Consider the following 12,745-nt stretch of genomic DNA (forward strand, 5'->3'; position numbering starts at 1 on the left):
GGCGCCGGGGTGGGCAGGCTGGGTGCATGCCCACCCCGGACTCCCGCGTCATCGACGTGCCCGCCGCCGGCGGACGCCGTGGCGCGGTGCGGGTGGCCGGCGTGTCGCGGACCTTCCCGACGCCGGCTCCGCTGCCCGTCCTTCGCGGAGTGGACCTCGCGCTCGCGCCTGGTGAGATCGTGGCCGTCGTCGGCCCCTCCGGGTGCGGCAAGTCCACGCTGCTGCGTCTTCTCGCGGGGCTGGACACCCCGACCGCCGGGATGATCGAGCTCGACGACGCCCCCGTCCGCGACACCGACGAGCGCACCGCGGTGGCGTTCCAGGAGCCGCGTCTCCTGCCGTGGCGCACCATCGCGGACAACGTCTCGCTGGGTCTTCCCCGCGGGGTGCGGGGGGCGGAGCGCCGTGAGCGCGTCGCCGAGCTCCTCGACCTCGTCGGTCTCGGCCACGCCGCCGATCGCCGTCCGCGGGAGGTCTCCGGCGGGATGGCCCAGCGCGCCTCCCTCGCCCGGGCGCTGGCTCGAGGTCCGGAGGTCCTGCTGCTCGACGAGCCCTTCGGGGCCCTGGATGCGCTCACCCGCCTGCGCATGCAGGACCTCCTGCTGCAGATCCACGCTGCGCGGCCCACCACCGTCCTCCTCGTCACGCACGACGTCGAGGAGGCCCTGTACCTGGCCGACCGCGTGCTGCTCCTTCGCTCGCTCGGTGGCGACCCCGCGGCATCCTCGATCGCCCGGATCGTCGACGTGCCCGGCATCCGTCCGCGCGATCGCGCCGCCCATGACTTCACCGCTCTGCGCGCCGAGCTCCTCGAGGGACTCGGCGTCGACACCCACCACAGCACGCCCGACACCCGCCGCACCGCCGAGGAGACCCGATGAGCACCATCGTCCGCCGAACCGTTCCCGCCCTCGCGATCGCCGGAACGATCATGCTCGCCACGACAGGATGCCTCGCCGGCGAGAGCGCAGACGCGTCGAACGCGGATGCCGCGGGCTCGGCCGGCGCCGAGGGTGCCGAGTGGTCCACCGACACCCTGTCGATCGACTTCGCCACCTACAACCCCCTGAGCCTCATCGTGCGCGACCAGGGGCTCATCGAAGAGGCCCTCGGCGACGACGTCACCGTCGAGTGGGTGCAGTCGGCGGGATCGAACAAGGCCAACGAGTTCCTGCGCGCCGGCTCGATCGACGTCGGTTCGACGGCGGGCTCGGCGGCGCTCCTCGCCCGCGCGAACGGCTCGCCGATCAAGGTGATCGACATCTACTCCCAGCCCGAGTGGTCGGCCCTGGTCGTCCCCGAGGGGAGCGACATCACCTCCGTCGCCGATCTGGACGGGAAGTCGGTGGCCGCCACCCCCGGCACCGATCCCTACTTCTTCCTCCTCCAGGCTCTGGAGACGGAAGGGCTGACGATCGCCGACATCCAGCTGCAGAACCTGCAGCACGCCGACGGCCGCGCCGCCCTCGACGCCGGCTCGGTCGATGCGTGGGCGGGCCTGGACCCGATCATGGCCGCTGCCGAGGCGGAGTCGGGCGCCGAGCTGCTCTACCGCAACGTGGACTTCAACTCCTATGGCTTCCTCAATGCCACCGAGGAGTTCCTGACCGACCACCCCGACGTCGCGCAGGTCGTCGTCGACGCCTACGAGGAGGCCCGCGCGTGGGCCCTGGAGAACCCCGACGAGACCGCGGCACTCCTCGCCGAGGTCGCCGGCATCGATCTCGCCGTGGCCGAGACGGTGATCACCGAGCGCTCCAACCTCGATGTCAGCGGCATCCCCGGCGACGACCAGCTGGCGGTGCTGGAGAAGATCGGTCCGGTGCTCGTGGAGTCCGGGTCGATCCAGGGCGGTCAGGCCGCGGTCGACGACGCGCTCGCCACCCTCATCGACGACAGCTTCGCCCGTACGGCCACGGAGGACCAGTGAGCACCGACGTCCGACAGGGCCGCGCCTCGACTCTCGATCACGACCCCGACCGGAGCGTGACGACCGTCACGGCTCCTCCGGTCACCGCCCCCGTCGCTCCGGCGACGGGGGCTCCCGCGCGCCGGGAGTTCTGGGCGCGGCCCGGGATCCGCGTCATCGGCGGCCTCGTCGTCCCGGCTCTGCTTCTCCTCGCTTGGCAGGTCGCCTCCAGCACCGGGGCCATCCCGGCCTACCGGCTGCCGCCGCCCGCGACGGTGGTCACCGCCGCGATCGAGATGGCGCAGACCGGTGAGCTGTGGCTGAACATCGCGATCTCGGTGCAGCGCGTGCTGCTCGGATTCGCCCTGGGGTCGGTCATCGGCATCGCCGCGGCCGCTCTGGTGGGCCTCACCCGCATCGGCGACGTGCTGCTGAGCCCGTCGCTCGCGGCGCTTCGGGCCATTCCGTCCCTCGCGCTCGTCCCGCTCCTGCTGCTGTGGATGGGAATCGGCGAGGAGTCGAAGGTCACCCTCATCGCCATCGGCGCCTTCTTCCCGGTCTTCACCACCGTCGCCGGCGCCCTCCGTCACGTCGACGCGCACCTGGTCGAGATGGGGCGGTCGTTCAGCCTGCGCGGCTGGGATCTCTTCCGCACCATCCAGCTTCCCGCCGTCCTGCCGGCGCTCGTGTCGGGTCTGCGCCTCGGCATGGCACAGGCGTGGCTGTTCCTGGTCGCTTCCGAGCTTCTGGGCGCGGCGATGGGGCTCGGCTTCCTGCTCACGATCTCGCAGCAGACCGGACGGGTCGACCGGATCCTCCTCACGATCGTTCTGCTGGCCCTCCTCGGTGCACTCTCGAACGCCATTCTCAGCGTGGTGCAGAAGCGGCTCCTGCGGCGGTGGGTGTGACCACCCCTCAGGCCCTCGATCGCTCCGCGCTGCGCTTTGCCCCGCCGAGGGGTCTCGCCGCCGATGCCAACGTCACCGCCGAGGCCTACGAACGCGGCGCCGCTGATCCCCTCGGATTCTGGGACGATGCCGCCCGACGCCTGGACTGGACGACGCCGTGGCAGCGGACGCTGGCGTGGACGCCACCCGATCCCGACGACCCCGCCGTGATCCCCTCGGCGACCTGGTTCGGAGGCGGACGCCTGAACGTCGCGGTCAACTGCGTCGACCGTCACGTGGCAGCCGGCCGCGGCGACACGGTGGCGCTCTACTTCGAAGGGGAGCCGGGAGATCGGCGCCGGGTCACCTACGCCGACCTGCAGCGGGAGGTCGCGCGTGCTGCGCACGCGCTGACCGCTCTGGGTGTCACGGCGGGCGACCGGGTGGTGGTGTACCTGCCGGTGCTCGTCGAGACCGTCGTCGTCGCGCTCGCGTGCGCACGGATCGGCGCCGTGCACTCCCTCGTCTTCGGCGGATTCTCGGCCGAGGCCCTCCGCTTCCGACTGCAGGACACCGGGGCCAAGCTGCTCGTCACCTCCGACGGGCAGTTCCGCCGGGGCGGGGCGGTGGAGGTGAAGTCGACGGCGGATGCCGCGGCTGAGGGCCTCGCCGACCTCGAGCACGTCCTGGTGGTGCGGCGCACCGGGCACGAGGTGCCGTGGACGACGGGGCGCGACCTCTGGTGGCACGAGATCACGGCGGCGCAACCCGACGTGCACGCCGCGAGCGACGTCGATGCGGAGCATCCGCTCTTCATCATCTACACCTCGGGTACGACCGGCCGGCCCAAGGGGCTCGTCCACACCTCGGGGGGATATCTCACCCACGCATCGTGGGCGCACTGGGCCCACTTCGACGCCAAGGCCGACGACGTCCACTGGTGCACCGCCGACCTCGCGTGGGTCACCGCGCACACGTACGAGCTGTACGGGCCGCTCTCCAACGGGCTCACCCAGGTGATCTACGAGGGAACGCCGGACACCCCCGAGCGGACGCGCCATCTGGAGATCATCGAGCGCTACGGGGTGACGGTCTACTACACCGCCCCGACGCTCATCCGCACCTTCATGGCGTGGTTCGGCGAGAGCCTGCCCGCCGGGTTCGACCTGTCGAGCCTGCGCCTCCTCGGCACCGTCGGCGAGGCGATCAACCCTGCCGCGTGGCTGTGGTTCCGCGAGGGCTTCGGGCGGGGGGAGCTCCCCGTGATCGACACCTGGTGGCAGTCCGAGACCGGTGCGGCGATGGTCGCCCCGCTCCCGGGGGCGACGACCCTCGCGCCCGGCTCACCCACGCGCCCGCTCCCCGGTATCGACGTCGCCGTGGTCGATGACGACGGCGCCGAGATCGACCCGGGCGGGGCCGGCACCCTCGTGGTGAGACGCCCGTGGCCGGGGATGGCCCGCACCGTGTGGGGCGACCCCGCACGGTATCGGAGCGCCTACTGGTCGACCTTCGCCGGTCGCGGCGAGTGGGGCGGATACTACGTCGCCGGCGACGGCGCGACCCGCGACGAGGACGGCAACATCCGCATCCTCGGCCGCCTCGACGACGTCGTGAACGTCTCGGGGCACCGGTTGTCGACCATCGAGATCGAGTCGGCACTGGTCGCCCGCGACGACGTCGCCGAGGCGGGTGCCACCGGGGTGAGCGACCCGGTGACCGGCCAGCGCGTGGTCGTCTTCGCCGTCGCCGCCGGCCACGCGCGACCCGACGAGGCGACCCTCCGCGACGAGGTGGCCCGCGCGATCGGTCCGGTCGCCCGCCCCCACCGCGTGGTGTGCGTGCCGGAGCTCCCCAAGACCCGGTCGGGGAAGATCCTCCGGCGCCTGCTCGCCCAGCTCTGGGAGGCCGACCTCGATCGGCGTGCCGGGCGCGCGCCGGCGCCGCTCGGCGACACCACCTCCCTGCAGAATCCCGAGGCCGTCGCGGCGATCGCCGCGGCCCTGGCCGCCCACTGACCCCCGACTCCCCTCCGGAAAAGGACCCATGACCGACGACCATCGCTTCGGCTTCCGCACCCGCGCCCTGCATGCCGGCGGCACACCCGACGCCGCCACCGGCGCCCGGGCCGTTCCGATCTACCAGAGCACCTCGTTCGTCTTCGACGGCGCCAAGGACGCCGCCAACCTCTTCGCCCTGCAGAAGTACGGCAACATCTACTCGCGCATCGGCAACCCCACCGTGGCGGCCCTCGAGGAGCGCCTCGCCTCACTCGAGGGGGGCATCGGCGCGGTGGCGACGGCGTCGGGCATGAGTGCGGAGTTCATCACCTTCGCCGCCCTCGTCGGCGCGGGAGACCACGTGGTCGCGTCGGCGCAGCTGTACGGCGGCACGGTCACCCAGCTGGATGTCACGCTCCGGCGTTTCGGCGTGGAGACGACCTTCGTCGCCTCCACCGAACCGGCCGACTACGCCGCCGCCATCCGGCCGGAGACCAAGGTGCTCTACGTCGAGACGATCGGCAACCCGTCCGGGTCGATCGCCGACATCGAGGGACTCGCCGAGGTCGCCCACGCCGCCGGCATCCCGCTGGTCGTCGACTCGACCCTCGCCACGCCCTACCTCGCGCGCCCCCTCGAGCACGGCGCCGACATCGTCATCCACTCGGTGACGAAGTTCCTCGGCGGACACGGGACGACCCTCGGCGGGGTGGTGATCGAGAAGGGCACGTTCGACTGGGGCAACGGCAAGTTCCCGCAGATGACCGAGCCGGTGGCCTCGTACGGCGGAATCCGGTGGTGGGACAACTTCGGCGAGTACGGCTTCCTCACCAAGCTCCGCAGCGAGCAGCTGCGCGATATCGGACCGGCACTGAGCCCTCAGTCGGCGTTCCAGCTCCTGCAGGGGGTCGAGACGCTCCCGCAGCGGATCGACGCCCACCTCGCCGGGGCGCGCATCGTCGCCGAATGGCTGAACGAGGACCCCAGGGTCTCCTACGTGACCTGGGCGGGGCTCTCCGAGCACCCCCATCACGAGCGCGCGGAACGGTACCTTCCGCTCGGCCCGGGCTCGGTCTTCGCCTTCGGCATCCGCCCCGCGAGCACCGGCGGCGGGATCGACCCCGATGAGGCCCGTGCGGCGGGGGAGCGGTTCATCGACTCCCTGCAGCTCGCCTCGCACCTGGCCAACATCGGCGATGCGCGCACCCTCGTCATCCATCCCGCCTCCACGACCCATCAGCAGCTGAGCGCCGAACAGCTGAGCGCCGCGGGTGTCCCCGCCGACCTCGTGCGCATCTCGGTGGGGCTGGAAGACCCCGAAGACATCCTGTGGGACCTCGACCAGGCCCTCACCGCCGCGACGGGAGCGACCCGATGACCGATCCGTCCTGCGCCCTGCCCACCGTCCGTCCGTCGGCCGTGCCCGACGAACAGCCCGGCACGCCGGACGGCGCGGCGTGCGCGCTGCCCTCCGCCGCCGTGCCGGGTCGCACGTGGCAGGGCCCCGGCCCGCAGGAACGCTTCGAGATCCTCCGCCGCACACGATCGGTCGCGATCGTCGGCGCCTCCGACAACCCCGCGCGCGCCAGCTTCTTCGTCGCGACCTATCTGCTGGGGAGCGCGCCGTACGACGTGTACTTCGTCAACCCCCGCGCCCACACCATCCTCGGGCGGCCCGCTTACGCGTCGCTGGCGGATCTGCCGGTCACCCCCGACCTGGTCGACGTCTTCCGTCGCCACGACGACCTGCCGGCCGTCGCGGCCGAGGCGGTCGCTGCCGGTGCGAAGACCCTGTGGCTGCAGCTCGGCTCGTGGCACGAGGATGCCGCCGCCCTCGCGGAGGAGGCCGGGTTGTCGGTCGTCATGGATCGGTGCGTCAAGATCGAACACGCGCGGTTCCACGGAGGACTTCACCTCGCGGGATTCGACACCGGCGTGATCAGCTCACGGCGGCAACTGCTCAGCCGACGCGCGGACCTGTAGAATGGTCGGATGGCGCGGCTCGGCCGACCGCCCCGCGCCCGAGGACTTCTCCGCCGACATCCTTTCGAACCAGGAGGTTCAGCCATGGCCGGAACCAACCAGGGCATCATCGAGCCCCCCATCGACAGCCTTCTCGAGAAGGTCGACTCGAAGTACCAGCTCGTCATCTACGCCGCCCGTCGTGCGCGTCAGATCAACGACTACTACTCCGACCTGCACGAGGGGAACCTCTTCGACAACGTCGGTCCGCTCGTGGACTCCACGGTCGAGGACAAGCCGTTGACGATCGCCCTTCACGAGATCAACGAAGACAAGCTGCGCCTGCGGGCCGCCGAGTAAGTCGTTCTCGAGTCCCTGCCCGGGGTGGCTGTCGGCCACCCCGGGCATACTTGTGCCCGTCCCCGCGAGATCTGGAGCATCGATGACCTCACTGCGTCTGTTCACGTCCGAATCCGTCACCGAGGGGCATCCCGACAAGATCTGCGACCAGATCTCGGACAGCATCCTCGACGCGATCCTCGCCGAAGACCCGCACGGTCGGGTCGCCGTGGAGACCCTCGTGACGACGGGTCTCGTCCACGTCGCCGGCGAGGTCTCCACGGCCGCGTACGTCGAGATCCCCGCGATCGTGCGTTCCGTCGTCAACCGCATCGGCTACACCTCCAGCGACACCGGCTTCGACGGCGACTCGTGCGGTGTGAGCGTCTCGATCGGAGCGCAGTCGTCCGACATCGCCGCGGGTGTCGACAAGGCGTTCGAGCGGCGCGAGGGCGGATCGATCGACCCGAACGACGAACAGGGCGCGGGTGACCAGGGCATCATGTTCGGCTACGCCACCACCGAGACTCCGCAGCTCATGCCCATGGCAGCGTGGACGGCGCACCGCATGGCCGAGCGCCTGGCCGCGGCGCGACGCGACGGCAGCCTCCCCTTCCTCCGTCCCGACGGCAAGACACAGGTCACCCTGGGCTACGACGGGGTGGTGCCGCGCACCGTGGAGTCGGTGGTGCTCTCCACGCAGCACCACCCCGACATCTCGCAGAAAGCGCTCCGCGGTGCGGTGCGCGACGAGGTCATCGAGCCCGTGCTCGAGGCGACGGGGCTCGACATCTCGGGCGTGAAGTTCTACATCAACCCGGCGGGTCCCTTCGTCGTCGGCGGACCCAAGGGCGACGCGGGACTCACGGGTCGGAAGATCATCATCGACACCTACGGCGGCGCCGCCCGCCACGGGGGCGGGGCCTTCAGCGGCAAGGATCCCTCGAAGGTCGACCGGTCGGCGGCGTACGCGATGCGCTGGGTGGCCAAGAACGCCGTCGCCGCCGGCCTCGCCGACCGCCTCGAAGTCCAGGTCGCCTACGCGATCGGCAAGGCCAAGCCCGTCGGTCTGTACGTCGAGACCTTCGGCACGGGACACGTGCCCGACGAGGTCATCACCGCCGCCATCCGCGAGGTGTTCGACCTGCGTCCGCGTGCGATCATCCAGCAGCTCGGGCTCCTTCGTCCGATCTACGCGCAGACGGCGGCGTACGGCCACTTCGGCCGTGAGCTCCCCGATTTCACCTGGGAGCGCACCGACCGGGTCGACGACCTGCGCGCCGCCGCAGGACTGTGAGTCCGTCTGGTCCGAGAGGGCCTCGGCGCCCATGAGCGGGGCGCGGGTGGCGCGGGTCCTCATCGACTCTCCGCTGCCGCAGTTGGACCGGCTGTTCGACTACGCCGTGCCCGAGGCGTTCGCGGGGGAGGTGGCACCGGGCGTCCGTGTGAAGGTGCCGCTGCGCAGCGCCGGACGGGTCGTGGACGCCTATGTCGTCGAGGTCGATGACGAACCGGATGTCGCCGAGCGGCCGCTCTCCGACATCGACGCCGTCGTCTCGCCGGTACCGGTCCTTCCGGCGGCGCTCTACCGGCTGGCCCGTCGAGCGGCCGACCGGGCCGCCGGGTCGGCCTCCGACATCCTGCGCCTGGTGATCCCCAAGCGCATGGTGCGCGCCGAGAAGGTGTGGCTTGCGAGCGAGAGGGCGGCCGCTCCGGAGGTCTCGCCGGACGCCGAGAGCAGGGCTCGAGCGACGCTCGACCGATTCCCCGGACTCGCGGCGGCGCTCCGCGACGGCGAGCGTCTCGCCGTGGACGCCCCGCCGCACCAGGTCCCCACCCCGTCGGGCGACGTGGGCGGGTGGGCGGACCTCCTGGCGGCCGCGGCGGTCGACACCCTCGCGGCGGGCAGGAGCGCCGTCGTGGTCGTCCCCGACCATCGCGACCAGGCGCAGATCGAGCGCGCCCTGGCCTCGCGAGTGGACGCTGCGGCCGTCGTCCGCGACGACGCGCGCCAGCCGGGCCCTGCCCGGTACGCCGGCTTCCTTCGGATGCTCTCCGACGCCCCGTGCATCGTCGTCGGCAACCGGTCCGCCGTCTACGCCCCGGTGCACCGGATCGGCCTCGTGGCAGTCTGGGATGACGGAGACCCGCTCCTGGCCGAACCGCTGTCGCCCGGCGTGCACGCGCGCGATGCCGCCCTCATCCGTCAGGAGATCGACGGCTGCGCCCTCCTCTTCGCCGGCCACAGCCGCACCACCGACGTGGAGCGGCTCGTGCAACTCGGCTTCGTCCGCGACGTCCCCGCATCGCGTCGCCGTTCGCCCCGGATCGTGCTGAGCGCCACGCAGGAGGGAGAGCGCCGCGGGGTGCGCATCCCGTCGAGTGCGTTCCGGGCCGCTTCGGACGCCCTCGCCCACGGGCCGGTCCTCGTCCAGGTCGCGCGGCCCGGATACGCCCCCGTGCTGGTGTGCGCCGAGTGCCGCCGGCCCGCCCGGTGTCGGCACTGCGAGGGGCCGCTTCACGCGCGGAGTGTGGGTGCCGTGCCCGAGTGCTCCTGGTGTGCGCGCCAGGCGCGAGCCTGGACCTGCGTGCACTGCGGCTCCGAGAAGGTGCGTCTGGCCTCATCGGGAAGTGAGCGCACCGCTGAGGAGCTCGGCCGCGCCTTCCCCGGGGTACGCGTCGTCATCTCCGACGGCCGCCACGTGGTGGAGGAGGTCGCTGCGGCTCCCGCACTCGTGATCGCCACCCGGGGCGCCGAACCCCCCGCGGAGGGCGGCTATCGTGCCGTGGTGCTTCTGGACGGGGAGCGGATGCTGCTCTCCGACGACCTGCGGATCGGCGAGGCGGCGCTCCGGTGGTGGTCGAACGCCGCCGCCCTCGCCGCTCCGGATGCCCCGGTGCATCTGGTCGGCGTGACCGGCGCCGTCGCCCGAGCCCTGGCGACCTGGTCGCAGGCGGCCTACGCCCGCTCGGAGCTCGCCGCGCGGGCGCCGCTTCGGATGCCGCCGGCGGTTCGGGTGGCCGCGGTCGACGGCGATGCGCAGAGCGTCGAGGCGGCGGTGACGGCGCTCCGCCAGGCCGTCCCCGCACTGGACGATGAGAGCGTCCTGGGCCCCGCCCCCCGCGGCGAGGCCGGGGTGCGGGCCCTGGTGCGGTTCGACTACCGCGTCGGTGCCGACGTCTCCGAGTCCCTCCGCTCCTCCGTCGTCGCGGCTGCCCTCCGCACCCGTCGCGCCCGTGGTCGCACCCCGGCATCCGGCGGTGCGCCGCCTACACTCAGAGTGCGGGTGGACCTGCCCGACCTCGATCTGTGAGAGCCCCTATGCGTCTCGTCTTCGCCGGAACCCCCGCACCGGCCGTGCCGTCGTTGCGCGCCCTTCACGCGTCATCCCACGACATCGTGACCGTCGTGACGCGCGATGATGCGCCCGTGGGGCGCAAGCGCGTACTGACCCCGTCGCCGGTCGCCTCCGTCGCCGACGAACTCGGTCTGCCGCTTCTGAAGACCCGTCGATTGGATGACGCGGCGACGACCGCGATCGAACGCGCCCACCCCGACCTCGGGGTCATCGTGGCCTACGGCGGCCTCGTGCGCGAGCCGCTGCTGTCGACGCCTCGTCACGGCTGGATCAACCTCCATTTCTCGCAGCTGCCGCGGTGGCGGGGTGCCGCGCCGGTGCAGCACGGGCTGATCGCCGGCGACGCCGAGATCGCCGCCAGCGTCTTCCGGCTCGTGGCCGAGCTCGATGCCGGCGACGTCTTCGACGAGGTGGTGCTCCCCACACCCGACGGTGCCACGGCGGGGGAGGTGCTGGAACTCCTCGCCGACCGGGGCGCGACTGTTCTGCGTGCGGTCGTCGATGCGATCGCCGACGGCTCGGCGACGGCGCGGCCCCAGCAGGGCGCACCGACGTTCGCGCCCAAGCTCGGCGACGCCGACGGTCGCCTCGACTGGAACGGCACGCGCGACGAGGTGCTCCACCGGTTCCGCGGGGTGACGCCCGAGCCGGGCGCCCATACAACCCTCGACGGCGCTCGGGTGAAGGTGCTGCGCGCCCGGGCGGCCGCTCCCGACGCGCCCCGGCTGTCGCCGGGGCGTCTGGCGGCGCACGGTCGCGCAGTCATCGTGGGGACCGCCACCGAGCCCGTCGTGCTCGACACCGTCCAGCCTGCCGGGCGCGGGCCGATGGTCGCCGGTGACTGGTTCCGCGGACTCAGGCAGAGCGAGCCGGTGCTGGGATCATGAGCGCCCTGAATCCCGCACGACTCGTGGCCTTCGAGACGATCCGCTCCGTGCACGACTCCGATGCCTACGCCAATCTGCTCCTTCCCACCGCGATCCGCCGCGCCGGGCTCGACGCCGCCGACGCAGGGCTCGCGACCGAGCTCACCTACGGAACGCTCCGACGGGAGAACACCTACGACGCGGTCATCGCCGTCGCCGCCGCCCGCGCGGTCGACCTCATCGATCCGCCCGTGCTCGATGCCATCCGTCTCGGCGTCCACCAGTTGCTCTCGACCCGTGTCGCGTCGCACGCGGCCGTCAACGAGTCGGTCGAGCTCGCCCGCCGCGCTGCGGGACGAAGCGCCGGGGGCTTCGCCAACGCGGTGCTCCGGCGGGTCTCACGCGACACACCGGGCGATTGGATGACCCGGATCGGCGAGACGGCGCGCTCCGACGACGAGCGACGGGGCCTGCTCACCTCCCACCCCGTCTGGGTCGTGCGCGCCTTCCGCCGGGCGCTGGCAGCCGAACGACGCGCCGATGAGCTCGATGAGCTCCTTCACGCCGACAACGTCTCACCGCGGGTGACCTTCGCCGCCCTCCCGGGGCTCGCCGAGGTGCCGCAGGGCGCGCGGCGCACCGACTTCTCGCCCGTCGGGTTCCGCTCGCCCGGCGGCGACCCCGAAGCCCAGGTGACCGCGTCGGGCGGTCGCATCCGCGTGCAGGACGAGGGATCGCAGATCGCCGCCCTCGCTCTCACCCGGGCCCGTCCCGCGCGGGCGGGGGAGCGGTGGCTCGACCTGTGCGCGGGTCCGGGTGGGAAGACGGCGATCCTCGCGGCCGAGGCTCTCGCGGCAGGCGCACAGCTCGAGGCCAACGAGGTCAATCCCGCTCGGGCGGGACTGGTGCGGCAATCCGTCGCCGGGGTGCCGCTGGATGTCCCGGTCAGCGAGGAGGACGGTCGCACCCGGGCACGCGCCGGCGGGTACGACCGCATCCTCGTCGATGCTCCCTGCACGGGGCTCGGTGCGCTGCGCCGGCGGCCGGAGGCCCGCTGGCGCAAATCACCGTCTGACGTCGCCGACCTCGTCGATCTGCAGCGCGGGCTCCTCGATGCGGCCATCGACGGGCTGACGCCCGGGGGCCTGGTGGCCTATGTCACCTGCTCGCCGCACCTCGCCGAGACCGCGGGCGTCGTTGCGGACATCGTCCGAGCCCGCGGCGACGACGTCGAGGAGCTCGATGCCCGCGCCGTCATCACCGCGTTCAGCGCGAGCGACCCCGACCTCCTGCCCCAGGCCGACGGATCGGGCCGCGCGCAGCTGTGGCCGCACCGGCACAACACCGACGCGATGTCGATCTCGCTGCTTCGGCGGCGCTGACGATCGCACATCGGGCACCGCCGCGGTGTGCCGACATAATG

General features: G+C 72.4%; 11 protein-coding genes. All 11 read left to right on the top strand.

Features of this window, described 5'->3' with window-relative positions:
* The first annotated feature begins 26 nt into the window (after positions 1 to 26).
* The 11 genes from V6S02_RS06350 (at position 27) to V6S02_RS06400 (ending at position 12,704) form a co-directional block, all read left to right on the top strand.
* Positions 27 to 881, top strand: a complete 855-nt coding sequence (locus tag V6S02_RS06350; protein WP_124293219.1) for an ABC transporter ATP-binding protein — start codon at positions 27 to 29, stop codon at positions 879 to 881.
* On the top strand, positions 878 to 1,930 hold the full coding sequence (locus tag V6S02_RS06355; protein WP_336400245.1) for an aliphatic sulfonate ABC transporter substrate-binding protein: 1,053 nt from the start codon (positions 878 to 880) through the stop codon (positions 1,928 to 1,930). The genes V6S02_RS06350 and V6S02_RS06355 overlap by 4 nt, the downstream gene beginning before the upstream one ends.
* Positions 1,927 to 2,817: an ABC transporter permease gene (locus V6S02_RS06360; protein WP_240638567.1), complete on the top strand. Its 891-nt coding sequence runs from the start codon at positions 1,927 to 1,929 to the stop codon at positions 2,815 to 2,817. The genes V6S02_RS06355 and V6S02_RS06360 overlap by 4 nt, the downstream gene beginning before the upstream one ends.
* Positions 2,814 to 4,814, top strand: a complete 2,001-nt coding sequence (gene acs, locus V6S02_RS06365; RefSeq protein ID WP_442927903.1) for an acetate--CoA ligase — start codon at positions 2,814 to 2,816, stop codon at positions 4,812 to 4,814. Before V6S02_RS06360 ends, acs begins: the two co-directional genes overlap by 4 nt.
* A gap of 28 nt (positions 4,815 to 4,842) precedes the next feature.
* A complete protein-coding gene (locus tag V6S02_RS06370; RefSeq protein WP_336400246.1) occupies positions 4,843 to 6,174 on the top strand; it encodes an O-acetylhomoserine aminocarboxypropyltransferase/cysteine synthase family protein in 1,332 nt (443 codons plus the stop codon).
* Positions 6,171 to 6,779, top strand: a complete 609-nt coding sequence (locus tag V6S02_RS06375; protein WP_336400247.1) for a CoA-binding protein — start codon at positions 6,171 to 6,173, stop codon at positions 6,777 to 6,779. Before V6S02_RS06370 ends, V6S02_RS06375 begins: the two co-directional genes overlap by 4 nt.
* An 84-nt stretch (positions 6,780 to 6,863) precedes the next feature.
* Positions 6,864 to 7,118 carry a DNA-directed RNA polymerase subunit omega gene (gene rpoZ / locus V6S02_RS06380; protein WP_124293224.1) on the top strand — a complete coding sequence of 85 codons (255 nt, stop codon included), beginning with the start codon at positions 6,864 to 6,866 and terminating at the stop codon, positions 7,116 to 7,118.
* Positions 7,119 to 7,200: 82 nt separating this feature from the next.
* Positions 7,201 to 8,394, top strand: coding sequence for a methionine adenosyltransferase (gene metK / locus V6S02_RS06385; protein WP_124293225.1), 1,194 nt, complete (start codon positions 7,201 to 7,203; stop codon positions 8,392 to 8,394).
* A gap of 31 nt (positions 8,395 to 8,425) precedes the next feature.
* The gene (locus tag V6S02_RS06390; protein ID WP_336400248.1) at positions 8,426 to 10,411 is read left to right on the top strand and encodes a primosomal protein N'; all 1,986 of its coding nucleotides are present in this window, start codon (positions 8,426 to 8,428) and stop codon (positions 10,409 to 10,411) included.
* Positions 10,412 to 10,419: 8 nt separating this feature from the next.
* A complete protein-coding gene (gene fmt, locus V6S02_RS06395; protein WP_336400250.1) occupies positions 10,420 to 11,343 on the top strand; it encodes a methionyl-tRNA formyltransferase in 924 nt (307 codons plus the stop codon).
* Positions 11,340 to 12,704, top strand: a complete 1,365-nt coding sequence (locus tag V6S02_RS06400) for an RsmB/NOP family class I SAM-dependent RNA methyltransferase (protein WP_336400251.1) — start codon at positions 11,340 to 11,342, stop codon at positions 12,702 to 12,704. Before fmt ends, V6S02_RS06400 begins: the two co-directional genes overlap by 4 nt.
* Positions 12,705 to 12,745 lie beyond the last annotated feature (41 nt).

It is taken from the genome of Microbacterium sp. CCNWLW134 (genome assembly GCF_037083565.1).
GTDB lineage: Bacteria > Actinomycetota > Actinomycetes > Actinomycetales > Microbacteriaceae > Microbacterium.

Bases quoted from the DNA above. Each gene is read 5' to 3' on its own strand.
- fmt (WP_336400250.1), top strand. From the start codon at position 10,420: ATGCGTCTCGTCTTCGCCGGAACCCCCGCACCGGCCGTGCCGTCGTTG.
- V6S02_RS06370 (WP_336400246.1), top strand. From the start codon at position 4,843: ATGACCGACGACCATCGCTTCGGCTTCCGCACCCGCGCCCTGCATGCC.
- rpoZ (WP_124293224.1), top strand. From the start codon at position 6,864: ATGGCCGGAACCAACCAGGGCATCATCGAGCCCCCCATCGACAGCCTT.
- V6S02_RS06390 (WP_336400248.1), top strand. From the start codon at position 8,426: ATGAGCGGGGCGCGGGTGGCGCGGGTCCTCATCGACTCTCCGCTGCCG.
- V6S02_RS06350 (WP_124293219.1), top strand. From the start codon at position 27: ATGCCCACCCCGGACTCCCGCGTCATCGACGTGCCCGCCGCCGGCGGA.
- V6S02_RS06355 (WP_336400245.1), top strand. From the start codon at position 878: ATGAGCACCATCGTCCGCCGAACCGTTCCCGCCCTCGCGATCGCCGGA.
- V6S02_RS06375 (WP_336400247.1), top strand. From the start codon at position 6,171: ATGACCGATCCGTCCTGCGCCCTGCCCACCGTCCGTCCGTCGGCCGTG.
- V6S02_RS06400 (WP_336400251.1), top strand. From the start codon at position 11,340: ATGAGCGCCCTGAATCCCGCACGACTCGTGGCCTTCGAGACGATCCGC.
- metK (WP_124293225.1), top strand. From the start codon at position 7,201: ATGACCTCACTGCGTCTGTTCACGTCCGAATCCGTCACCGAGGGGCAT.